The organism is Robbsia sp. KACC 23696, from assembly GCF_039852015.1.
Lineage (GTDB): Bacteria > Pseudomonadota > Gammaproteobacteria > Burkholderiales > Burkholderiaceae > Robbsia.
In genome coordinates this window covers 3,417,224-3,440,144 of record NZ_CP156626.1, presented here as the reverse complement: position 1 = coordinate 3,440,144, position 22,921 = coordinate 3,417,224, and the positions used below count along the sequence as shown (strand labels likewise).

General features: G+C 63.1%; 18 protein-coding genes and 1 pseudogene. 7 read left to right on the top strand and 12 right to left on the bottom strand.

The features are described from left to right. Positions 1–36: 36 nt before the first annotated feature. A pseudogene (locus ABEG21_RS14515) lies at positions 37–1,065 on the bottom strand (biotin-dependent carboxyltransferase family protein); the annotation flags it as partial. Further along, positions 1,062–1,718, bottom strand: a complete 657-nt coding sequence (pxpB, locus tag ABEG21_RS14510; protein WP_347555210.1) for a 5-oxoprolinase subunit PxpB — start codon at positions 1,716–1,718, stop codon at positions 1,062–1,064. The gene pxpB and the pseudogene ABEG21_RS14515, both read right to left, overlap by 4 nt. Positions 1,719–1,954: 236 nt before the next feature. Between pxpB and ABEG21_RS14505 the strand changes: the two genes are divergently transcribed. Then, positions 1,955–2,467 carry a winged helix DNA-binding protein gene (locus ABEG21_RS14505; RefSeq protein ID WP_347555209.1) on the top strand — a complete coding sequence of 171 codons (513 nt, stop codon included), beginning with the start codon at positions 1,955–1,957 and terminating at the stop codon, positions 2,465–2,467. A gap of 262 nt (positions 2,468–2,729) precedes the next feature. Here ABEG21_RS14505 and leuA read toward each other — a convergent pair whose 3' ends face one another. Together leuA and ABEG21_RS14495 are read right to left on the bottom strand one after the other, a co-directional pair. Further along, positions 2,730–4,451 (bottom strand): 2-isopropylmalate synthase, encoded by a 1,722-nt coding sequence (gene leuA / locus ABEG21_RS14500; protein ID WP_347555208.1) that lies wholly within the window; start codon positions 4,449–4,451, stop codon positions 2,730–2,732. A gap of 451 nt (positions 4,452–4,902) precedes the next feature. Beyond that, positions 4,903–6,417 (bottom strand): MFS transporter, encoded by a 1,515-nt coding sequence (locus ABEG21_RS14495; protein WP_347555207.1) that lies wholly within the window; start codon positions 6,415–6,417, stop codon positions 4,903–4,905. A 365-nt stretch (positions 6,418–6,782) separates the two neighbouring features. Between ABEG21_RS14495 and ABEG21_RS14490 the strand changes: the two genes are divergently transcribed. Beyond that, on the top strand, positions 6,783–8,045 hold the full coding sequence (locus ABEG21_RS14490) for an Hsp70 family protein (RefSeq protein ID WP_347555206.1): 1,263 nt from the start codon (positions 6,783–6,785) through the stop codon (positions 8,043–8,045). A 160-nt stretch (positions 8,046–8,205) separates the two neighbouring features. On the opposite strand, the gene ABEG21_RS14485 is transcribed toward ABEG21_RS14490, so the two are convergent. From ABEG21_RS14485 to hemA, 5 genes are all read right to left on the bottom strand, one after another. Then, the gene (locus ABEG21_RS14485; protein WP_347555205.1) at positions 8,206–8,409 is read right to left on the bottom strand and encodes a cold-shock protein; all 204 of its coding nucleotides are present in this window, start codon (positions 8,407–8,409) and stop codon (positions 8,206–8,208) included. Positions 8,410–8,829: 420 nt separating this feature from the next. Continuing rightward, the gene (gene grxD / locus ABEG21_RS14480) at positions 8,830–9,141 is read right to left on the bottom strand and encodes a Grx4 family monothiol glutaredoxin (protein ID WP_347555204.1); all 312 of its coding nucleotides are present in this window, start codon (positions 9,139–9,141) and stop codon (positions 8,830–8,832) included. A gap of 174 nt (positions 9,142–9,315) precedes the next feature. Next, positions 9,316–10,209, bottom strand: a complete 894-nt coding sequence (gene prmC / locus ABEG21_RS14475) for a peptide chain release factor N(5)-glutamine methyltransferase (protein WP_347556818.1) — start codon at positions 10,207–10,209, stop codon at positions 9,316–9,318. Between the two features lie 35 nt (positions 10,210–10,244). Further along, positions 10,245–11,330 (bottom strand): peptide chain release factor 1, encoded by a 1,086-nt coding sequence (gene prfA, locus ABEG21_RS14470; protein WP_347555203.1) that lies wholly within the window; start codon positions 11,328–11,330, stop codon positions 10,245–10,247. A gap of 279 nt (positions 11,331–11,609) precedes the next feature. Continuing rightward, on the bottom strand, positions 11,610–12,929 hold the full coding sequence (gene hemA, locus ABEG21_RS14465) for a glutamyl-tRNA reductase (protein ID WP_347555202.1): 1,320 nt from the start codon (positions 12,927–12,929) through the stop codon (positions 11,610–11,612). A 297-nt stretch (positions 12,930–13,226) separates the two neighbouring features. Between hemA and ABEG21_RS14460 the strand changes: the two genes are divergently transcribed. Together ABEG21_RS14460 and ABEG21_RS14455 are read left to right on the top strand one after the other, a co-directional pair. After that, positions 13,227–13,493, top strand: a complete 267-nt coding sequence (locus ABEG21_RS14460; protein WP_347555201.1) for a hypothetical protein — start codon at positions 13,227–13,229, stop codon at positions 13,491–13,493. A gap of 16 nt (positions 13,494–13,509) precedes the next feature. Then, positions 13,510–15,477 (top strand): aminopeptidase P family protein, encoded by a 1,968-nt coding sequence (locus tag ABEG21_RS14455; RefSeq protein WP_347555200.1) that lies wholly within the window; start codon positions 13,510–13,512, stop codon positions 15,475–15,477. 60 nt (positions 15,478–15,537) lie between these two features. Here the strand turns inward: ABEG21_RS14455 and ABEG21_RS14450 are convergent, their stop codons facing one another. Together ABEG21_RS14450 and ettA are read right to left on the bottom strand one after the other, a co-directional pair. Beyond that, the gene (locus tag ABEG21_RS14450; protein WP_347555199.1) at positions 15,538–16,836 is read right to left on the bottom strand and encodes a DUF748 domain-containing protein; all 1,299 of its coding nucleotides are present in this window, start codon (positions 16,834–16,836) and stop codon (positions 15,538–15,540) included. 124 nt (positions 16,837–16,960) lie between these two features. Next, positions 16,961–18,628, bottom strand: coding sequence for an energy-dependent translational throttle protein EttA (ettA, locus tag ABEG21_RS14445; protein ID WP_347555198.1), 1,668 nt, complete (start codon positions 18,626–18,628; stop codon positions 16,961–16,963). Positions 18,629–18,931: 303 nt separating this feature from the next. Here ettA and ABEG21_RS14440 point away from each other — a divergent pair, with 303 nt between their 5' ends. After that, complete coding sequence (locus ABEG21_RS14440) at positions 18,932–19,627, top strand: outer membrane beta-barrel protein (RefSeq protein WP_347555197.1); 696 nt, start codon at positions 18,932–18,934, stop codon at positions 19,625–19,627. Positions 19,628–19,666: 39 nt separating this feature from the next. On the opposite strand, the gene ABEG21_RS14435 is transcribed toward ABEG21_RS14440, so the two are convergent. Then, entirely contained in the window at positions 19,667–19,915 is a 249-nt protein-coding gene (locus ABEG21_RS14435) for a hypothetical protein (RefSeq protein WP_347555196.1), read from the bottom strand. Between the two features lie 347 nt (positions 19,916–20,262). Here ABEG21_RS14435 and ABEG21_RS14430 point away from each other — a divergent pair, with 347 nt between their 5' ends. Both ABEG21_RS14430 and ABEG21_RS14425 read left to right on the top strand, forming a co-directional pair. Beyond that, on the top strand, positions 20,263–22,233 hold the full coding sequence (locus ABEG21_RS14430; RefSeq protein WP_347555195.1) for a glycosyltransferase family 9 protein: 1,971 nt from the start codon (positions 20,263–20,265) through the stop codon (positions 22,231–22,233). A gap of 13 nt (positions 22,234–22,246) precedes the next feature. Continuing rightward, positions 22,247–22,915: a DUF2939 domain-containing protein gene (locus ABEG21_RS14425; RefSeq protein ID WP_347555194.1), complete on the top strand. Its 669-nt coding sequence runs from the start codon at positions 22,247–22,249 to the stop codon at positions 22,913–22,915. The last annotated feature ends 6 nt before the right edge of the window (positions 22,916–22,921 follow it).

The following is a 22,921-nucleotide window of genomic DNA, read 5'->3' as shown; positions in this document are numbered from 1 at the left end:
CGCGCGTTTGGTTTCGCGTTGCACCGGACGTTGGGCGATCGCGATATCGACTTGCGACAGATAGCGCAGCACGGCACGTTGCGCTTCCAGCGCGTCTTCCCGCGTGCATTCCACGAATCGGATCGTCGTATTCAGGCGCGCCTGCGCAAGGAGCCAGAGGTCGGCGGTGATGACGGCGCCGATCTTCGGATAGCCGCCGGCCGTTTGCGCATCGCCCATCAGCAAAATCGGCTGTCCGTTCGGCGGCACCTGGATCGTCCCTGGCAGCACCGCGTGCGACAGGAGGTCGATCCCGGTCGCTTCGGCCGTGCGTGCCAATGTCGGCCCCGACAGCCGATATCCCATCCGATTGCTATTCGGTGTGATGGTCCATTCGGCTTGCCACAAGGCGTGCTGCGCCGCCGTGTCGAACATCGCGTATTCGCTCGATCGGATCACGCGGACGACCATCGGCTCGGCGCCGTTGCCGCGCGCGGTCTTGGCGTCGCTGTTGGCCGGGGGTAAGGCGCCCGCATAGGCGAGGCGGCACCACGCCGGTGACTTCACGCCGAATGCGGGTCGGGCGGACAGCGTTGCCATGACGTCGCTGGACGTCGCGACCTCGCCGATCGACAGCTTGTCGCCTTCGGCCAGCGCGCGGCCTTCGGCGCCACCGAATACGGATTTCAGATCGGTACTGCGCGAGCCCAGCAAGGCGGGCACATCCAGACCGCCGGCGACCGCCAGATAGGCGCGCATCGCTTGTGTCGAGGTCTGTAACGACAATGTCTGCCCTGCCGCGACAGGCACGCTCCACCACGCGTGAATCGGCGTGCCGTCGAGCGTGGCGCCGCAGTCGGCGCCCGTCAGCGCGATACGGGCCGCCCGGTGGAACGTCACGCTGAAGGGCAGGCCGACGGTGATTTCGATCGCCGCTGCATCGTCGTCATTGCCGACCAGGCGGTTTGCGACGCGCAGAGCCAGTTGATCGAGCGCGCCCGCACTGATCACGCCCAAATGCCGCGAGCCGGTGCGCCCCAGGTCTTGGACCGAGCTCAACAATCCCGCTTTAAGAATCTCGATCATGCCGTCACGCTCGCTAAGGTGAAACGAATCTGGTCGCCGGGCTGCATCAGGCTCGACGGTTCACGGGTCGGATCGAACAACACGACATCGGAATGGCCGATCAGGTTCCAGCCGCCCGGCGATTCGCTCGGATAGATGCCGGTCTGCTCGCCGCCGATCGCGACCGATCCTGCCGGGACCTTCATGCGCGGCTCCGCGCGGCGCGGCGTGTGCAAGGCGGCATCCAAGCCGCCCAGGTAGGAGAAGCCGGCTTGAAAGCCCAGGAAGTAGACGGTGTAGAGGCCGGCCGCGTGCCGCCGCGCGAAGGCGTCGGCGGACATGCCCTTGGCGTCTGCTATTTCCGCGAGGTCGGGACCCGCCGTGCCGCCGTAATGCACCGGGATCTCGATCACCCGGGATTCGGTCATCGTATCGGCGGTGGGCGCTTGCCAAGCCGCCAGCAGTTGCGCCTGCAGCGCGTGCGGGTCGGCCCGCAACGGATCGAAGACGAGTGTCAGGTTATTCATGCCCGGCACCACGTCGATGACGTGATCCCAGCGGCGTGCGGCGAGGGCGAGCGCCCAAATGCGCTTCTGACACGCAAGCGAGGCGGGCGGCGGACAGTCGAGGACAAGCGCACTGTCGCCGAACCACTGAATTCGATGATCGGACATGGGGCAGGGCTGGGGCTGGCTATGTGCGGCTCGCGGACTGGAACAGCCTCCCGCAAGGACGCAACGAGGTTATCGATGGAGTAATTCTACAATGACAATAAAATGTCGATAAATTATCTTTGTTTTTGCGTTTTTGACTCGGTGTATCCTATCGATATCGCCCCGTATTGGTGTTTTTTTGGTGACATCCGGGTCTGCCCTGATGGACGTTCCACCTCTTTTTTTGCTGAGCGCATATGCCCAACTCGAATACGCCCATCGTTTCCTCGGTGCACTTGCTGTCGCCGGTCAGCGCCGAATTATCGGAACTCGAATACGGGCTGATCATGACGAGCAACGCGTTCAATAAGTGGATGTCGCGCTGCATGGCTGCAGCCGGTGTCGACGATATGACCGCGCTGGAGGTCTCGCTGCTGCACCATGTGAATCATCGCGAGCGCAAGAAGAAGCTGGCGGACATTTGCTTCGTCCTGAACATCGAAGATACGCATGTGGCGAGCTACAGCTTGAAAAAGCTGGTGAGTCGCGGCTACGTGACGACGGAGAAGAGTGGCAAGGAGGTGTTGTTCTCCACCACCGAGGAAGGGCGGGAGCTGTGCGCGAAATACCGCGGTATCCGCGAGACGTGCCTGATGTCGACGTTGCCCGAGTCGGGGCTGACCAATCAACAGATCAGCGAGGCGGCGCAATTACTGCGCAATGTGTCCGGTATCTACGATACCGCGGCGCGTGTCGCCGCTTCGCTGTAAACGAAAAATGCGACGCCGTTGCCCGTCGGCGCCGATCACTCGGCGGCCTCTACAGGGCAGGGCATCGCGGGGAAACCTCCGGTCCGATGAAGGGCATGGCCTCGATAAGGCATGCCGCCGACAGGCGCTCCTGACGCCGTGTTGAGATGTCGCATACGGTCCGCCGTATTCTGCACGCGCGGATGGCCGGATCGGCCGGACGACGATATCGTCCGCACCGTCATTCAGGGTAAAACCAAGATTTTGCCGATGCGTGATCGAATCAGGCGGTGACGGCGGCGGCTGCCTTGTTCTTTGCAAGGGCGGCAAAGAACGTTGCGCGAACGGCATCATCGGCGCGCGCATAGGTGCGGTTGATGCCGCTGATCGCGGAGCGGATCGACGCCGTGGTCAGGTTCACGTTGATGCCGACACCGAAGACGCTGCCCGGCACGCCGTCGCAGGTCATTTCGGCGAACGCGACGGCCGTGGCATCCGCGCCCTGACCGGTGGCACGCTCTTCATAGTGTTGAATCCGGACCGGCGTTTGCAATGCGTGCATCAAGGCGTCCAGCGGACCGTTACCTGCGCCATTCAGCACATGCGTCTCACCGGCGATCTTGACCGTCAGCGTAATGGTTTCCTGCTCGCCCTGATCGTCCAGATGATGCTTCACATATTCGATCGGCGTCGTCACGCGGATGTATTCCTGCTGGAACGCTTCCCACAGGTTTTCCGCGGTGACTTCGCTGCCGTTCGCGTCGGTGATCTTCTGGACCGCACTGCTGAATTCCACCTGCAAACGACGCGGCATGGCCAGGCCATAGCGGTTTTCCAGCAGGTAGGCGATACCGCCCTTGCCGGACTGACTGTTCACGCGGATGACCGAATCGTAGGTGCGGCCGACATCGCTCGGATCGATCGGCAAGTACGGCACTTCCCACAGGCTGTCCGCTTTCTGTACTTCAAAGCCCTTTTTGATCGCATCCTGGTGCGAGCCGGAGAATGCGGTGAAGACCAGGTCGCCGACGTAGGGGTGACGCGGGTGAATCGGCAACTGATTGCATTCCTCCACGACGCGCGCGACATCGTTGATCTGCGAAAAGTCGAGGCCGGGATGCACGCCCTGCGAGTACAGATTCAGGGCCAGGGTCACCAGGTCGACATTGCCGGTACGCTCGCCATTGCCGAACAGGCAACCTTCAATCCGATCCGCGCCGGCGAGTACGGCCAACTCGGCCGCGGCGATCGCCGTGCCGCGGTCGTTATGCGGGTGCACGCTGATCAAGACGCTGTCGCGACGCGCGAGGTTGCGGTGCATCCACTCGACCTGATCCGCGTAGTGATTTGGCGTCGCCACCTCGACCGTTGCCGGGAGGTTGATGATCATCTTCTTTTCCGGCGTCGGGCCCCACGCCTCGGTCACCGCGTTACAGATTTCCTTGGCGAAATCGAGTTCGGTCGCGGTGAAGCATTCCGGGCTGTATTGGAAGGTCCATTCCGTCTCCGGATGCTGATCCGCGATTTCGCGAATCATCCTCGTGCCTTTCAAGGCCAGCGCCTTCACGGCGTCCTTGTCCATCTTGAACACGATATTGCGCCAGGCCGGTGCCGTCGCGTTGTACAAGTGGACGATCGCGCGCTTCGCACCTTGCACCGACTCCATCGTGCGGCGGATCAGGTCTTCACGCGACTGCGTCAACACTTCGATCGTCACGTCGTCGGGAATGTGCCCGTCGGTGATCAAGGTGCGCACGAAATCGAAATCGGTCTGCGAGGCGGACGGAAAGGCCACTTCGATTTCCTTCAGGCCAACCTGCACGAGCGTCTTGAACATCTTCATCTTGCGCTCGCCGTCCATCGGCTCGAACAGCGACTGGTTGCCGTCACGCAGATCGGTACTCATCCAGATGGGCGGACGGGTCAGCGTCTTCGTCGGCCAGGTGCGGTCGGGAATATCGACGGGCGCTACGGGACGGTACTTGATGGACGGGTTGTTCAACATGATCGGTTAGCTCGCTTAGACGTGTTCGAAAGAGGTTCGTGCATCCTGTCTGCTTTCCCCTCCAACACGGTTTCGGCGCATTCCGATCTGCCAGCGATGCGATCATCCAGGGCCACAGTGCGGTAAAGCGCGCACGACCGAGATGCCATCTTGCAGATTGACAAACAACATGCCGACTGGTGAAACCGTACTGCGAAACTGCGATTGGGGAGAGAAAGCGGTAATACAAAAACGGAAGGGGTCAGGCGTTGGCGCAGCTAAAGTCGTTACTGGCTGGTTGTCGATTCGATCGTTTCGTCGTCGACAGACCGGACTTTAGATGCGCGCTAGTAGGCCTAGCCGATCTAGTCGGGCTAGTAGTAGTGCGGAAAGAAGGGGGGTCTTGAATGCAGACATGCGTAAAGTATCGTCAACCATGCGACACTTTGTCAAGGGTAAATTGCATCCGATTTCAATCTTCCTGTGCCGACAAGGGTTTAGCGATGCTTTCGAGGGACTTGCCTTCCGCCGCGATACCCCAGCGCAGATGCACGGCCGCCGCCGCGATCATCCATACGGCACCGAACACATAGCCGCCGAAGACATTGAGACGGTTGTGCGTATCGATCAACCAGCCGAACAAGGCCGGGCCGGCGATCCCGCCCATGCCGGTCCCCACGGCGTAGAAAAAGGCGATGGCAAGCGCACGGATCTCCAGCGGAAAGGTCTCACTGACGGTCAGATAGGCCGCGCTGGCCGCCGACGAGGCGAAGAAAAAGATGACGCTCCAGGCAATCGTCTGCGTACGCGCATCCAGCACGCCGATCGAGAAGAGATAGCCGGATACGGTCAGCAGAATGCCGGACATCGCATAGGTGAACGCGATCATCGGCCGTCGACCGATGACATCGAACAGCCGTCCTAGCAGCACGGGGCCGGCGAAATTCCCCAGCGCGAACGGCAGGATGAACCAGCCGACGTGGGCGGCCGGGACGCCGTAGAAATCGGTCAGGACCAGCGCGTAGGTGAAGAAAATGGCGTTGTAGAAAAACGCCTGCGCCGACATCAACATCAGCCCGACCCAGGCGCGCTGGCGGTGCTGCACGAACAGCGCGTGGGCCACTTCGCGCAGACTGGTGTGGCCGCGCCGTCGCAGTTTGATTTTCGGCAGAGGGGTGTCGTCATGCGGCGTTCCGCCGACGACATCCTTTTCGATCGCCTCGACGATCTCGCGCGCCTCGGCCTCACGGTTATGCGTCAGCAGCCAGCGCGGGCTTTCCGGAAGATGGCGCCGGAAGAAGACGATGATCAGGCCGAGCAGGCCGCCGATGCCGAAGCAGACGCGCCAGCCGACATCGACGGCGAGCCAGGCCGGGTCGAGCAGAACGATCGATCCGGCGGCGCCCAGGCCCGCGCCAAGCCAGAAACTGCCGTTTATCACGAGGTCGGTCCAGCCGCGCACACGCGCCGGCGTCAACTCCTGGATCGTCGAATTGACCGCAGTGTATTCGCCGCCGATCCCGGCGCCGGTCAGAAAGCGGAAGACGATGAAACTGGTCAGGTTCCACGAGCACGCGGTCGCCAGCGTGGCCGCCACGTAGAGCAATAGCGTGATGAAGAACAGCTTGCGTCGCCCCAGCCGGTCTGTCAGCCAGCCGAAGCCCAGCGCACCAAGCACGGCGCCGGCCAGATAGGCGCTGCTGGCGATGCCGATGTCCGCATTGTCGAAATGAAGCGACCCAGGCGATTTCAAGGCACCGGCGACGGCACCAGCCAAGGTTACCTCCAAGCCGTCCAGTAGCCAGGTAATGCCGAGCGAAAACACGAGCAGGGTATGGAAGCGCCGCCAGGGAAGCCGGTCCAAGCGGGCCGGCAGATCGGTTTCGATCAGTGTGCCCTCGTCGGCGCCGGGATGCGCTCCCGTGTGCCGGCCGGCCTGGGCGGCGCTGTCGGGCGGCGTCGGAGAGGGCGTGTGAGTCGCGGACATCGGCTGATCGGGCATGCGATTCGCGTGAAAAAGAGAAAGAGTCGCCGTGCGCGCGGGTCGAGCGTCTGGGCGGTCGAGAGACACCCCACACAGGCTGCCCCGGCCTCACCGCTCCGTTCGCGGCATCGACGCAACAGATGCCGACAGAGGGCCACGGCGCCGACGAATGTAACGGCTTTCAGTCATGTTAAGGCAATTGCTGCAGTGTCACAGGCGCATAACAGCGTGCCGAGTGGCGTCTTCCTGCCGCGTGATTTCCGCAAACGGCGCAGGATGTGCTAAAAAACAAGATTCTCTTGCATGCGCGTCGTCTTGGCCGAATGTCCGGCTTGGGCAAGCGTGCATGCGCAGCGGACACGACGAACATGACTTACTGCGCGATCGATTTCGGCACGTCCAATTCCGCGTTGGCCTTGGCCCGGCCCGGTACGCCCGAGGTGCCCCGCCTGATCCCGTTGGAAGGGTCCAACCTGACCCTGCCCACCGCCGTTTTCTTCAATACGGACGAACATCGTCAGGTCTTCGGACGCCAGGCGATTGCCGAATATATCGACGGATACGACGGGCGCCTGATGCGATCGTTGAAAAGTATCCTCGGAACGCATCTCGCCGACGCGTCGACCGAAATCGGTGACGGTGCGTCCATGCCTTTCACCGAAATCATCGGTCTCTTCCTGCGGCACCTGCTGCAAGCGGCGCAGCGCGAGGCCGGTGGGCCCGTGACTCAGGCCGTCATGGGGCGCCCGGTATTCTTCGTCGATGACGATCCGAAGGCCGACGCCGCGGCGCAGTCGCAGTTGGAAGCGGCCGCTCGGTCGGTGGGATTACGCGACATCGTCTTCCAGTACGAGCCGATCGCCGCGGCCTTCGATTATGAATCGACGCTCGATCACGAAGAAGTGGTACTGGTCGTCGATATCGGCGGGGGCACGTCCGACTTCTCGCTGGTCCGCGTGGGGCCCGAACGCGTCCGGCAGGCGGAGCGGCATGACGACGTGCTCGGTCACTACGGCGTTCACGTGGCAGGGACCGATATCGACAAGCGTGTCGCATTGGCCAGCGTGATGCGGGAATTGGGTTACCAGGCGCTCGACACGCTAGGACGTGAGATTCCGAATCGCGTCTACTTCGATCTTTCCACCTGGCATCTGGTCAACGCGCTCTACAGTCCGAAGCGGATGTCGGAATTCGAGCAGATGAAACATCTCTACGTGGATCCGAAGCATCCGACGCGTATGGCGCGGGTGCTGCGCGATCGCCTGGGGCACGGCTTGATCGGGGTGTCGGAGAAAGCGAAGATCGCGGTGTCGAATGGCGGTGACACGCTGGTCGACATGTCGGTGGTCGAGTCGGATCTGAGCATGGCCTTCGACGAGGCGACGATGGCGCGCGCGGCGGCGGAAGATGCGGCACGTATCGTCGCGGCCGCCCGCGAAACCACGCGGCAGGCCGGCGTGCGCGAGCACGATGTGGCCGCCGTGTACTTCACCGGCGGTTCGACCGGCCTGCGCTTCCTGGCCGATGCGATCGCCACCGCGTTTCCGAACGCTACGGCGGTCCGTGGCGACCCGCTGGCCAGCGTGGCCAAGGGCCTGGGCATCTACGCCCAGCGGCTGTTCGGCGGCTAGACGTCCGAAACGCAGACGTAAAAAAACCGCGCTCGTCGAGCGCGGTTTTTATTTCACCGTGCCGGTTAGGGCACAGTGCTTACCGAATTTTGTGATCCGTTAAGCAGAGAACCTAGTCAAAACTGACTTAGGTGACTGGGCGGTGAAGCCCAATGCTTACTTAGAGCGGCTGGATGTTCGAAGCTTGCTGACCCTTCGGGCCTTGCTTTGCTTCGTAGCTAACCTTTTGGTTCTCTTGCAGCGTCTTGAAGCCTTCGCTGCGAATTTCCGAGAAGTGAGCGAACAGATCGTCACCGCCGCCATCCGGCGTGATGAAACCGAAGCCCTTTGCGTCGTTGAACCACTTGACGGTACCAGTTGCCATTACGTACTTTCCTAACTATTGGTGTTGAAGTGGGCGAGAACGCCCGGATTGCATGATATCAAGGAGGTAGAAATGACGACAGAATTACCGTGTTGAGGCAACTACGTGCGGACAAATGCTCACGCTTGAAAATCTTGCTCAATCTTTATACGGCGAAAACGTAAAGACGTCAACCCCCTCAACACACATCATACACAGATAAGTGCCCTTGTGTGAAGTGTGCGACGGTTTCCGAAAAAGATCTGACTAATCATATGGTTGAATCGCGCCAGCGAGGCGTTTTTTTTGGCGCGCGACCCTGCGCCGGCCAAAAAAATCGCTTCGATGTGACGAAATTCGTTTCGTGCGGCTGCGGCAAAACGCTGCGGCCCCCTCCGACGCGGTGTTGCAGAAACGTCGGACGGGCAAGGTTACGACCGCTCAGGCCGCGGTGAAAACGCCTTGCAGTTCACCGGATTGGTACATCTCGGTCATGATGTCCGAGCCGCCGATGAACTCACCCTTGACGTACAGTTGCGGGATGGTCGGCCAGCTCGAGAATTCCTTGATGCCCTGACGGATCTCCGGATCGTCCAGCACGTTCACGGTGAACGGCTTGTCGACGCCGCAGGCCTTCAGAATCTGAATGGCGCGACCGGAGAAGCCGCACATCGGGAACTGTGCGGTCCCTTTCATGAAAAGCACCACCGGGTGCTCATCGACCAATTGTTGGATGCGAGCTTGCGTGTCCATGACGAAAAACCTGAAAAACAAGGGAGGGGGACGGCGCGCGCTTTCACGCCGGGGTCGAAGCCTCGGCGCGGCGAGCGAAACGCCACGTTATTGCGCAGATGATAGCGGATTCCGCGTTTTCCTTGGCGCCCGACACCGCTGGCATGACGGAATAGCGCCGGCATCCGCTCGGCGCTATCGGTTCGGCCAGCGGCCGCCGGTGACACGCTCCTGGCCGCCCAGATCCCGTGTCGTTTGCATGTCACACCAGCCGGCATCGTGGAACAGGGCACGGGCAGCCGCACCTTGATCATAGCCATGCTCGACCAGGAGGGCTGGGTGAGGCGCGCCGACGGCGTGACGCAGCCAGTGGGTCGCCTGCGACGTCAGAATCCGGATCGGCCCGAGGCCGTCGGCCTCATCGGTCAGCGCACCGCGCGGTTCGAAGCGCAAGTCACCTTCCGATAAGTGCGCGTCATCGCGGTGAATATACGGCGGGTTACTGACAATCAGATCGAAGGACGCCGGGGCGAGCTGTGCGGTAGAGAGCGCCTCGAACCAATCGCCTGCCAGAAAACGAATCGCGTGCATCGTGCGGCCATCGAGCAACGCGTCTGCGTTCGCGCGCGCCACCTGCAGGGCCGCGAGGCTGCGATCGGTCGCCACCACCTCGATGCCGGGCCGTTCCGCCGCCAACGTCACCGCAATGGCGCCACTGCCGGTGCCCAGATCGAGTACGCGCATCGGGCCGCGATCGCTGCCGGCCTGGCTGCGGAACGCGTCGACGATGGCGATGGCCTGCTCGACCAGCAATTCGGTGTCCGGGCGCGGGATCAGCACATCGGGCGTGACCTGAAAATCGCGGCCATAGAATTCCCGCTTGCCCACCAGTTGCGCGACCGGCTCGCCGGCGCGTCTGCGTGCGGCGAGTGTCAGGAAGGTTCGGAGCGCATCGGGTTGCGTCGCGTCCAAGGGCTCGTCGGCGCGTGTGATCAGCGACGATCGCGGCCAGTTCAACGCATGGCATAGCAGCACGCGCGCATCCAGGGCATCGAGCCCGGCTTCGCGCAGCGCACGGGCCACGCTCATGCCGACGGCCCCCGCCTCGTGTGGTTCGTCCGGCATCAAGCGTCCGCCTCGCCGAGTGCGGCCAACTGATCGGCTTGGTATTCGGAGGACAGCGCGCCGATCGTTTCGTCGAGGTCGCCGTCCATGATCGCGTCGAGCCGATACAACGTCAGGTTGATACGGTGGTCGGTCATCCGACCCTGCGGAAAATTGTAGGTCCGGATGCGCTCGGAACGATCGCCGGAACCGATCAGACTCTTCCGGGTAGCGGCTTCCGCCGCATGCGCGGCCTGATCCTGCTTATCCTTGATCCGCGCGGCAAGCACCTTCAGCGCGCGATCCTTGTTCTTGTGCTGCGAGCGATCGTCCTGGCATTCGACGACGATGCCGGTGGGCAAGTGCGTGATACGAACGGCGGAGTCGGTCTTGTTGATGTGCTGACCGCCGGCGCCCGACGCGCGGAACGTATCGATGCGCAGGTCCGCCGGATTCAGCGTCACTTCCGCTACTTCGTCCGCTTCCGGCATGATCGCGACCGTGCAGGCGGAAGTATGGATGCGTCCCTGGGATTCCGTGGCCGGGACGCGCTGCACGCGATGGCCACCCGATTCGAACTTCAGCTTCGAATACGCGCCCTGTCCCACGAGGCGAACGATGACTTCACGATAGCCGCCAAGGTCGGATGCGTTTTCGGACATGGTTTCCACCTGCCAGCGTTGCCGCTCGGCATAGCGGAGATACATGCGCAGCAGATCGCCGGCAAACAGGGCGCTCTCATCGCCGCCGGTGCCCGCGCGGATTTCGAGGAAGATGTTGCGATCGTCGTTCGGATCCTTCGGCAGCAGCATCGTCTGCAGTTCGCGTTCGAGCAATGCCATCCGTTCTCTTGCCTGATGCACCTCTTCTTCCGCGAAGGCCTTCATCGACGGGTCGGACAGCATTTCCTGCGCGTCACGTTCGTCGCTGGCGGCGCCGCGCCATAGGCCGTATTGTGCGACCACCGGTGTCAGCTCGGCGTGTTCACGACTCAGTCGGCGGTATTGCGTCATATCGGAGGCAATGTCCTCGCTGCCGAGCATGAACGTCAACTCGTCGAGGCGGCTGACCAACTGGTCGAGCTTGTCTTGCATGCTTGCTTTCATCGATGCGGACCTTGCTGTGGCGTCTGCGGCGCGGCGGCGACAGACGCGATTCGTTCGGGGTGCCCGGCGGATGCGGCATGTCCCGCCGCGGAGGCAACGGGATCACGCGGGAAACGAGGGCAGGGAGCGCGGCAGATGCCGCAGCGGGGGAGCCCGCGGACATCACGAGCGGACCGGCACCATGATGTGTTTGCGGACCTGCCCATCGGCGAAACCGTTATGGCCAGGCGGCGGTGCTCGGTCAGGCGCGATGCCTGACGATGGGGGACGTGAGCGGCGCTAACGTTCGGGCGGCGCGTGACGGAACAGGTCCGGCAGCAATTGCACCAGATGTTCGCGGTCGGGGCCGATGGCTTGATTCAACGCCTGCGTCGGGCCGTGCATGAACTTTTTCGTCAACGATTGCGAGAGGGCGTCGAGAACGGCCATCGGATCGTCTCCCCGCGCCAGCATTTTCTGCGCGCGTTCGAGTTCGGCCCGTCGCATCGTGTCGGCCTGCTGGTGGATGGAGCGGATTACCGGCACGATCGTGCGCGTTTCGATCCACTGCATGAAATTCGCCACACGGGCTTCGATAATCTTTTCGGCTTCGGCCACCGCGGCCTGACGGGCGGCATTGCCTTGTCGGACCACGTCGCCCAGATCGTCGACGGTGTAGAGGAACACGTCTTCCATCTGCGCCACTTCGGGCTCGATGTCACGCGGTACCGCCAGATCCACCATGAAGATCGGTCGACGGCGGCGCGCTTTGATCGCCCGCTCCACCGCGCCCAGACCGATCAACGGCAATGTACTGGCGGTGCAGGACACGACGATGTCGAAGTCCTGCAGGCGCGTCGGCAGATCGGCCAGCGCGATCGAGCGACCGTTGAAACGGGCCGCCAGGCGCTCGCCGCGTTCGGCGCTGCGGTTGGCGATCACCAGTTCGCGCGGCGCCCGTGCGGCGAAATGCGCCGCGCACAGCTCGATCATCTCGCCGGCACCGATGAACAGCACGCGCTGGTCTTGAATGCGCTCGAAGATCCGCTCGGCCAAACGGACCGCGGCGGCGGCCATCGACACCGAATGCGCGCCGATCTCGGTCTGGCCCCGTACTTCCTTGGCCACCGAGAAAGTACGCTGAAACAACTGGTTCAGATAGGTACCCAAGGCGCCGGCTTCGGCTGCCGTGCGCACTGCATCTTTCAATTGCCCGAGAATCTGCGTCTCGCCAAGCACCATCGAATCGAGACCGCTGGCAACACGGAAGGCATGTCGCACCGCATCCGATTGCGGCAGGGCGTAGACGTGCGGCGCGAGTTCGTCGACCGGAACATTATGGTATTCGGCCAGCCATTGCACGGCGAGATCCTGTCCCGCTCGGTCATTGGTCGCGCAATAGAGTTCGGTGCGATTGCACGTCGAGAGAATCGCCGCTTCGGGCAGCGCCGAATTGCCGGGCGGCGCGAGCAGCGCCATCGGGCCGGTGGTCGAGCGACCGAGCCAGATGGACTTAAACGTCTGCAAGGCCGGTTTTATCTGCTCGATCGGGAACGCCACACGTTCGCGCAATGCGACCGGCGCCGTATGATGGTTGATCCCGATGGTGAGCAGTTGCATTTTTTATGACTCGCTGATAGGCCGACATTATAGTCCGTTCTCCGCAATGCTTCCTGATTGGCCTGACGCGCACCGTCCGAGATTGATTTTGCGGGGAAAAATGACGTACCGGCGCAACAATGCATGCCATGGCAGCTATCTGCGGTGCCGCGATGCTTCGCGAACGATGAGAGGCAGCGCGGAAAGCGTGATGGCGGCGCGATGCAGGCCTGGGGAGCGTTTTTTTAGCGCGGCGCGCAGTGTCGCGCAAGGTCGCCGATAATGCGATGTGAATAGCGGCAGGGCAGGAGAGCGGTCATGGGATGGTTCGGAACGATATTTGTCGGCGCGGTGCTGGGCTGGTGGGGCGCGCGGGGCGGCCGAAGCCGGCAGGCGCCGTGGCTCGTGGCATTGGCCTGCGCGCTGGCGGCGATGGTGATCAAGATGCTGGGCAATATCGTCGGCGTATTCGACGATGGCAGCGTGATCGAGTGGCTGTGTTCCGTCGGTGCGGCAGTGATCATGCTCGCCGTCATGCAGAAGCTGCCGGCGGGGCGGATCCGAAATACACGCGGGAATGCATGACGGATAAGGAGGCGGCATGAGCAGTGAAGGGCGAGGCAGGAGCGATGGCGTGCGTGTTGCGGACAGGGCATCGGCAGGACCGGTGGCATCGGGCGCGATCGAGGCCGCGGCCGATCGTGTCGCAACGATTCAGGGGCGGATCGCCGCCTTGCGCGCGACGATGGCGGCAGCCGGGCTAGCAGCGTATATCGTGCCCTCATCGGACCCGCATCTGTCTGAATATCCGCCTGCCCGCTGGCTCGGTCGCGCCTGGCTTTCTGGTTTTACCGGTTCGGCCGGTACGCTCGTGGTGACGGCGACGCATGCGGCGGTCTGGGCAGACTCGCGCTACTGGGTACAGGCCGAGTCGCAATTAGCCGGCACCGGCATCGTTCTGGCGAAGCTGCAGGGCGGGCAGGCGGCGCCCCATATCGCCTGGCTTGCGGAAAATCTGGCACCGGGCGACCAGGTCGGCATCGACGCGCACGTCGTGGCGCTGGGTGCCGCGCAGGCCATGGTCACGCAGCTTGGCGAGAAAGGCCTGACCTTGCGTACCGATCGCGATCTGCTGGAGACGATCTGGCTGGTCCGTCCGCGGTTACCCGAGACACCGATCTACGAACACGAAGCGCCCTTCGCGCCGCGTTCTCGCGCGGACAAGCTCGCGGCGGTACGGGAGGCGATGGCGGCCCACGATGCGCAATGGCATTGGGTGTCGACGCTCGACGACTTGGCCTGGCTGTTGAATCTGCGAGGTGCCGACGTCAGTTACAACCCGGTTTTCCTCGGTCATGCGCTTGTCGGTCGCGGCACGCCGGACGCGGGGCACGGTTCCACCGGTTCGTCCGGCGTCACCTTGTTCGTCGATCCGAGCAAGGTCAATGCCGCGCTGGCGGCGGCGTTGCAAGCGGACGGCGTCACGCTCGCGCCGTATGCCGAGGCCGAGTCGACGCTGCGCGGCCTGCCGTCGGGCGTGCGTTTGATGATCGATCCGCGACGCGCCACGCTCGGCATGGCGCAGGCGGCACGCGATGCGGGGGTGGTGTTGGTCGAGGCGGCGAATCCGTCCACGCTCGCGAAAGCCTGCAAGCAGCCGGCCGAGGTCGCGCATATCCGCGAAACGATGGCCCACGACGGTGCGGCGCTGTGCACGTTCTTTGCCTGGCTCGAGCGCGCGCTGGCTGCACGGGAGGCTGGCGACACGGCGCAGGATCCGATCGACGAATTGACCATCGATACCGTATTGCGCGCGGCACGCGAGCAGCAGCCGGGTTATGTCTGCGAGAGTTTTGCGACGATTGCCGGATTCAACGCAAACGGGGCCATGCCGCATTACCGGGCGACGCCGGAGGCGTTCTCGGTGATCGAAGGCGATGGCCTGCTGTTGATCGATTCCGGTGGCCAGTATCTGGGCGGCACGACCGACATCACGCGTGTGGTGCCGGTCGGCACGCCTTCGGCGGCACAGAAGCGCGATTACACGACGGTGCTGAAGGGCATGATTTCACTGTCACGTGCCCGGTTCCCGTATGGCATACGCGGCCCGATGCTCGACGCGATCGCCCGTGCGCCGATGTGGGCGGAGGGCATCGACTTCGGTCATGGCACCGGGCACGGCGTCGGGTATTTTCTGAACGTGCATGAAGGGCCGCAAGTGATTTCGCACTATGCGAATGCCGATGCCGCCACGGCGATGCTGCCGGGCATGATCACGTCGATCGAACCGGGCGTCTATCGTGCAGGGCAGTGGGGCGTGCGTATCGAGAATCTGGTGATCAACCAGCCGGCTCCCGCGACGGACGAGGGCGAGACCTTCGGCCGCTTCCTCGCCTTCGAAACGCTGACCTTGTGTCCGATCGATACGCGCTGCATCCAGGCCGAACGTTTGACGCCGGAAGAACGCGCGTGGCTCGATGCGTATCATCGGACCGTACGCGAGCGCGTGGCACCGCTGGTCGAGGGCGATGCACTGGCTTGGCTGGAACAGCGCACGCAGCCGCTTTAACAGGCGACCAGCGGCCGCCAGTTGTCGTCGCGCTCCCGCTAGGGCGCGGGGTCGCGGGACTTATTTGCCGAGCAGGCCGCGCAGCGCTTCACCGAGTCCCTTCGTCGTATCGCCCACGCTGCGGGCCACGCCCTCGGCATTGACACCGAGCACTTTCGCCAGCCCGGCGACGATACGCGTCGACAGCGTTTCATCCAGCGAAAACGCCGGATCCGACAAATTGCCGGACAGCGTGAAGTCCAGCGATATCCGACCCTTCCGATCTTGCAAGGCCGTCAATACCGCCTCGCGCGTGAAGGTTTGCAGCGCGGAAGCCGGACCATGGCCACGCGCCACCTCGATCTGTTCGAGCGTCAGACTGCCATTCGCCTGAAGCTGTCGATTCTGCACCGTCGAATGCGCGCTAAGCGCCGCGCGCCCGCTCTCGAACGCGATCGTGCCATGCGGATCGAGATACGGCGTCAAGGTGCGCACATCCACATTGGAGAAGCGGGTATGGATATCGGACTGCTGCGTTGCCAGAACGATCCAACCGTCCAAATGGACAGGACTGCCGGTGGCGGAGGGCGACGTCGGGGCGGTGGCGTCCGCGCCCGCCGGCTTTTCCGCATCCCGGGCATTGGCCGAGATCGAGAACACCGTTCGCGCGTCGATCGCCGGGAACTGCAGCGGGCCGAGACTCGCCTGTAGATGATCGAATGTCAGCCGATACGGCGCCGCTGCCTGCCCCGCACCGTTGGTCGGTGTATCGATCCGCGCCTGCAAGGACACTCGCCGATCGAAGAAATCCAGCGTCCCGTCTTGAATCGTCACCTTTTCCAACGTTACCGGATAGCGGTTCGGTGACGTATCGCCGGAGGGTGTCGAGGGGGCCATGCCGGCGCTCGTCACCGTGTCGGGCGTCGCGGCGCGGGTTGGCGCGACGCTGCTCGTGGACGGCGTGCTGCTGCCCGCTGGCGGCGTGCCATCCGGTGCTTGCCGCGCTTGCAGATTGGGCAACAGGGCGATGCGCCGGTCGGTTCCCCGAACGAGCGAGAGATAGGGCGTATCGAAAGCGGCGTCGCGAATGACGACCTGATGATGCAGCAGGGCGAGCGGCGCGAGCGTCAGCGTGATCCTTTTTGCCCTGAGCGTCTGCGGGGCGGGCCAGCCGGGTGGGCCGCCGATGGCGACATCGTCGAGGACGATCTGGCGCAACGACACGTCGATATGGGCTGCGTGGCCGGTGGGGCCGAGCAGCGCGACCACCTGCTTGCGCAGGGCATTCGTCGCCCACTGTGTCGCGACCAACGAGCCGATTGCGATTAAGGCGACGACGATGACGCCGCCGAACACGCGACGGGCCTGGCGTGAGTGCATCCGGCGCTCCGGTGGTTACCGGCCCCGTAAGGGCCGTCTCGGGAGAAAAGGGCGAGCGGGACAGAGGACGGCGGCGGGACACCCCCTACGTCCTATGACGCCGCCCGCTATCCGACGTGCGCGATCAGCGCGTGATCGGGCGATAGCGCAGGCGCTTCGGCCGGCTGGCCTCTTCACCCAGGCGCGCACGCCGATCCGCTTCATATTCCTGATAGTTGCCGTTGAAGAACGTGACTTGCGAGTCGCCTTCGAACGCCATGATGTGCGTCGCGATCCGATCCAGGAACCAGCGATCGTGCGAGATCACCATGACGCAGCCGGCAAATTCGAGCAGGGCATCTTCGAGCGCGCGCAACGTTTCGACGTCGAGATCGTTCGACGGTTCATCCAGCAGCAGCAAATTGCCGCCGGCGGACAGGGTCTTCGCCATATGCAGACGCCCGCGTTCGCCGCCGGACAGCGTATCGACGCGCTTCTGTTGATCGCCGCCCTTGAAGTTGAAACGCCCGAGATAGGCGCGCGCCGGCGTTTCGAAGCGGCCGACGGTAATCAGGTCGGCACCGTTGGCGATCGATTCGAATACCGTCTTGTCGCCTTCCAGATCTTCGCGGCTCTGACCCACATAGGCCATCTTGACCGTCGAGCCGATCTTGATCGCGCCGCTATCCGGCGTTTCCTTGCCGGTCAGCATGCGGAACAGCGTCGACTTACCGGCACCGTTCGGTCCGATCACGCCGACGATCGCGCCCGGCGGCAGCGTGAAATTCAGATTGTCGATCAACAGCCGATCGCCATAGGCCTTGCTGACATTCTCGAAAGTCACCACTTCATTACCGAGGCGTTCCGCCACCGGGATGAAGATTTCCTGGGTTTCGTTACGCTTCTGGTATTCCTGGCTGTTCAATTCCTCGAAGCGGGCCAGACGGGCCTTCGACTTTGCCTGACGTCCCTTCGGATTCTGCCGCACCCATTCCAATTCCTGCTTCAGCGCCTTCTGACGCGCCGATTCGGTCGACTCTTCCTGCTTGAGGCGATCCTGTTTCTGGTCGAGCCAGCTGCTGTAATTGCCCTTCCAGGGGATACCATGGCCGCGGTCCAGCTCCAGGATCCACTCGGCGGCATTGTCGAGGAAGTAGCGATCGTGGGTCACCGCCACCACGGTACCGGGGAAGCGCAACAGGAATTGCTCCAGCCAATCGACCGATTCCGCATCCAAGTGGTTGGTCGGTTCGTCGAGCAGCAGCATGTCCGGCTTCGACAGCAACAGGCGACACAAAGCGACGCGGCGCTTCTCGCCACCGGACAGATTGCCGATGACCGCATCCCATGCCGGCAGGCGCAGCGCGTCGGCGGCGACTTCCAATTGTTGCTCGGGGTTGGCGCCGTCGGATGCCGCGATGATCGCCTCGAAGCGGGCCTGCTCCGCCGCGAGCGCATCGAAATCGGCGTCCGGCTCGGCGTAGGCCGCATAGATCTCTTCCAGCTTTGCCTGCGCAGTGAACACCTCGCCCAAGCCTTCCTCGACGGCCTGACGCACGGTCTGGCTGTCGTCCAGCTTCGGCTCCTGCTCCAGATAGCCGATCGTCAGATTCGGCATCGGCGTGGCTTCGCCTTCGATCTCTTTGTCCGCGCCGGCCATGATCTTCAGCAGCGTGGATTTGCCCGACCCGTTCAGCCCGAGCACGCCGATCTTGGCGCCGGGAAAGAACGACAGGGAGATGTCCTTCAGGATGTGACGCTTGGGCGGAACGATCTTGCCCACGCGGTTCATGGTGAAAACGTACTGTGCCATTTTTCAATAGGGCGCGAAACGGCGCCGGAATTCGGAAGGGTTGACGAAGCAAAACGTGCAGCAAACGCCGTTCGGGTGCAATCCGGCCGAAATCAATCGGATTTGCCCGAAACGATTTGCCGACCGTTTGACGGAAGGCGGTCGCCGGAAGGGCGTCATCGCCTGTGCTTACCTCGCATTCTACGGGAACTCGGGAGAAGGGCGAGCCGCCATCATTTGGGACCTTTGCGACGGGTCCAATAGGCGGCGTTTCGGGGACCGTAAAGAATGGCTGCTCGTATGTTCACCTGGAGCTTGTCATACATGAAGTCTCTTCGTTTCACATCGCCTGCAGGCTTGCTGGTCGCTTCTTCTCTTGTTTGTGGCGCAATGTGGTCGGTTTCGGCAAGCGCTTCTGCGGCGGATTCGCCTATCTATATCTTTGGCATGGGCACCATCGATCCATCGCGGGTAAGCGCTAGCCGTACCGGGGTGACGGGGGGAGCGAATACAGCGCAAGGACCGCGCGGCACGTTCGGCGGCGAATTGGGCCTGGGCTATCGGTTCTCGCCGAATTTGGCGACCGAAGTGAGCGTCACCGGCGGGATGTCGCGAACGGGCCGGTTCGCAGCGGGCCAGGACTTCCGTAGCAACGCGCTTGGCGTGCGCGCCGGCGTGCTGGGTATCTTGCCCTTGACGTCGAATTTCGAAGCCTTCGTGAAGACCTCGGTCGGCTATGAAATGCGTCAGTCGCGTTTCAATTTAGGCGATGGCGCGTCGGGTCGCGTCCGTCAGGGGCGTTTCTCGCCGGCGATCGGTATCGGCGCCTCGTATTACATTACGCCGCAACTGGCGTTGCGGGTCGAATATGAATACCGCATCGAAACCGGCCGCCGCGGACGCGATGGTCAGACCTATCGCCTCAACGGCCTGGCCGCAGAGCGGAGCAACGTTTCCAGCGTCGTGACGCGTCGGCAAAACCTCGGCATGATCAAACTGGGCTTGCAATACGCCTTCTGACGCGCCTTCTGACGCACCTTCCGGCAGCGGTGACGGAATTCAGTTGCCGCACTTCAAATTACAGCCGTTCGGATCCCCGTCGTCCGCACGCTTGCGGGCTTCCGTAGGCTTGTCGCCCTGATACTTCGCGGACGGCGCCGACGCCGCGAACGGCATGTCGGGGTGCTGGTTTATCTGGAATTTGTAGTCGAGAATCCCGCCGGGCACGCCGGGCGAATTTTGAGCGAAGCTGGCCGAGCTTAACAAGGCGGCGCACAGCGTGGCGCCGGCGAGGGCGATCTGGGGCATGACGCGACGCGCACGACCGGCCGAGTGACGGGAGGGCGTGGAAGGGCGTGCAACGGGGAGAGCGGAGCGGGACATGACAGTGTGGCTAGGAGACGTCGGAAATCGCAATGTAACGCAAGTTGCGATGCGCTGCGTCGCAAACTCCCCCCGTCTGTGTTGCAAATGCTTACGGCAAGCAAGGTGACGGCAAGGGCGCATTGCCGTGGCGTACCGAATGGCTTTTGCGTCGTTGCGCGGGCGCAAACCGTTACCGCATCTTGCGTTACGGGCCCGTCGACGATAGGCAGGAGAGGCTTTTCCGGGTTACATTTCGGCAGCAAGATGGGCGTTTGGCCCATGGTCTCCGAATGGCGAATCTCGCTATTTTCGAGAAGATAGCCACTACCGGAATTGCAACCTTGGAATTGGATGTCTTAAGCGCGGGCCTGTCACCGTTGCCACGGGACTGGACGGCACAACGCGTCGCCGTCTTGTTGTCGCCCGCTTTAGGCGACTCGTTGGTCACGATGATCGTGGCGAACAATCTCGCGCGGGCCGGCGCGCACGTGACCGTGTTCGGCAGTCAGACCATCGCCTTGCGCGATTGGTTCGCCGACGTGCCCCGCCTGACGATCGCACCGTGCGCGTTACCGACGGCGCCGGGGTCTGCGCTGGCCGAATTCGATATTTTGGTACAGCTGCATCAGCAGAAGCCGGTGGCGGATCTGGCAAGTATGCATCGTGGCGCCGTTGTTCTGGAACGGGTCTTCGATGTGCGTACCGAAGCGGCGATGGTCGATCGGATGCAGGCAGTGTGTCGTACGATCTTCGGCTGTGCCGATGCCACGCGCGACAACGGCTTGCGGGCGCCTGCGGGACTGCAAGCCCGTCGCGACCGGCGTCGCGTCGCGATGCATCCGATGGCGAGTACCGCCGACAAATGCTGGTTGCCCGAGCGTTTTCTCGCCTTGGCGACGCGCCTTCGTGCGGACGGTTTCAGCCCTGCGATGATCCTCGCGCCGGAGGAACGGGCGGAATGGGCGCCGCGTCTTGCGCGGACCGGCGTGCCGATGGTCGAGGCCGATTCGCTGTCGGCGCTGGCCGCCTGGATATATGAGAGTGGCTGGTTCATCGGCAATGACTCCGGTATCGGGCATTTGGCCTCGAATCTCGGCGTGCCCACCTTGTCGCTGTTCATGCGCAAGGGGATTGCCCGTACGTGGCGCCCGTCCTGGGGTGTCGGACGCATACTGATCGGCAGCGAGGGAATTCCTACCGGCAAGTTGAAAGAGCGCCTCTGGAAGTATGCGCTGACCGTTGGCAGGGTACGGCAGGCGTTCGCGGCATTGCGTGAGCAGGCGTCCGACGGGCGGGCGGGTCCCGATGGCAATATTGTCCCGCCAGGCGACGGCGACCGCGATCTCACGGCGGCGACACGGTGCGGCGATTGTCCGCCTGGACCGATCGCGGTCGCGATGTCGAATGCGATCGGCGACACGCTGGTGATGATGGTTGTCGTGCGCAATCTGCTTCGACACGGGATTCCGGTGACCGTATTTGGCCGCACCGCCCACGCATTGCGCCAACTGTTCCCGGATGTCGATATCGTTCTGCCGCCGGACGACAAGGCGGCCTTTGTCGCGGCGTTGGCGGCCTATCCTACCGTGCTGCAGATGCATGATCATCAGCCGATCGACGGGCTGGCGGATTTGCTGCCCACGGCGCGGACCCTGCGGGAAACCGAATATGGGAAGCAGGGCGGCTGTATGGCGGAACGTTTCGAGATATATGCGCGAAAGACGTTTAATCTGGCAAACGCCAGCATCGATAACGGCCTTACGCCGCCGAAGGACAAGCATTTCCGTTTGCATCGGACGCGCGTGGTCATTCATCCCGAGGCGAGTACCGACGACAAGCGCTGGGGCAATGCGCGCTTTGTCCGTCTCGCATCCTTGCTGCGCAAGCAGGGATATGAACCTTACTTCGTGCTGGCACCGCACGAGCGCGCGCGCTGGCCGGAGCTGGACGCCCGCGGTATCGCGGCGCCGCAGTTCGAGACGTTGCAGGCGCTGGCGGAATGGATTTACGAGTCGGGATGGTTCATCGGCAACGACTCCGGAATCGGGCATCTGGCATCGAATCTGGGTATTCCCACTTTGAGTCTGTTTCGGCGACGGGGCTCGGCACAACGCTGGCGGCCGGCGTGGGGACGGGGGCAGGTGGCGCTCGGGTGGCAGTGGCTTCCTGGTGCATCGATGAAGGAAAAGTACTGGCGTCAGACTTTGCATTGCCGTCGCGTGTTGCGGCAGTTTCGCGCGGTGGTGAAAAACGATCGGTAAAAGGGAGTGCGGTTTGACGGGGAATCAACGGAGAGGGCAGCGACGAATCTCGCAGCGTGGCGCGTCGCGGCTGACGGTCTGGTTGACGGCGACGCTGGTCGTTTTGTTCATTGCGAGCGTCTACGCGAGTCCGTGGTGGACCTTGTCGCAGATGCGGCGTGCCGTGCAAGCGCGCGACGCGGATGCGTTTTCGTCGTATGTCGACTATCCGGCATTGCGTGACAGCGTGCGCGCGCAGATGTTTCCGGATGCGGAAACCCCACCGAGCAACAATGTGCTCGGTCGTCTGGGGCAGATGCTGGGACGTCAGGTGGGTGGCGCAGTCGTGAGCGTGGCGGTAACGCCGGAAACGGTCATGTGGGTGATGGCGCACGCACAGCCGCTGCCGGGCGTCCCGACGCCGCCAGGCGCGCCGGTATCCGATGCCGCGGCGGGCGCGGCAGCCGGGAGCGGCTCTGGGAAGGGGGCAGCGTCGACGGGTTCGGACGAGTCCTCTGATCGCGACGTGCGCAGCGACGACAACATTGTCGATGGCAAACCGCTTCATTACGCCGTGCGGTATCGGGATCTGTCGACGGTTGCGGCGTCGGTGCAGCGGGGCGACGATCGCCCGGTGGTTTTCGTATTCCGACGCGCAGGCCTATGGTCCTGGCGTCTTGCGGGTCTGGAAATGGTGCATTGAAGCGGG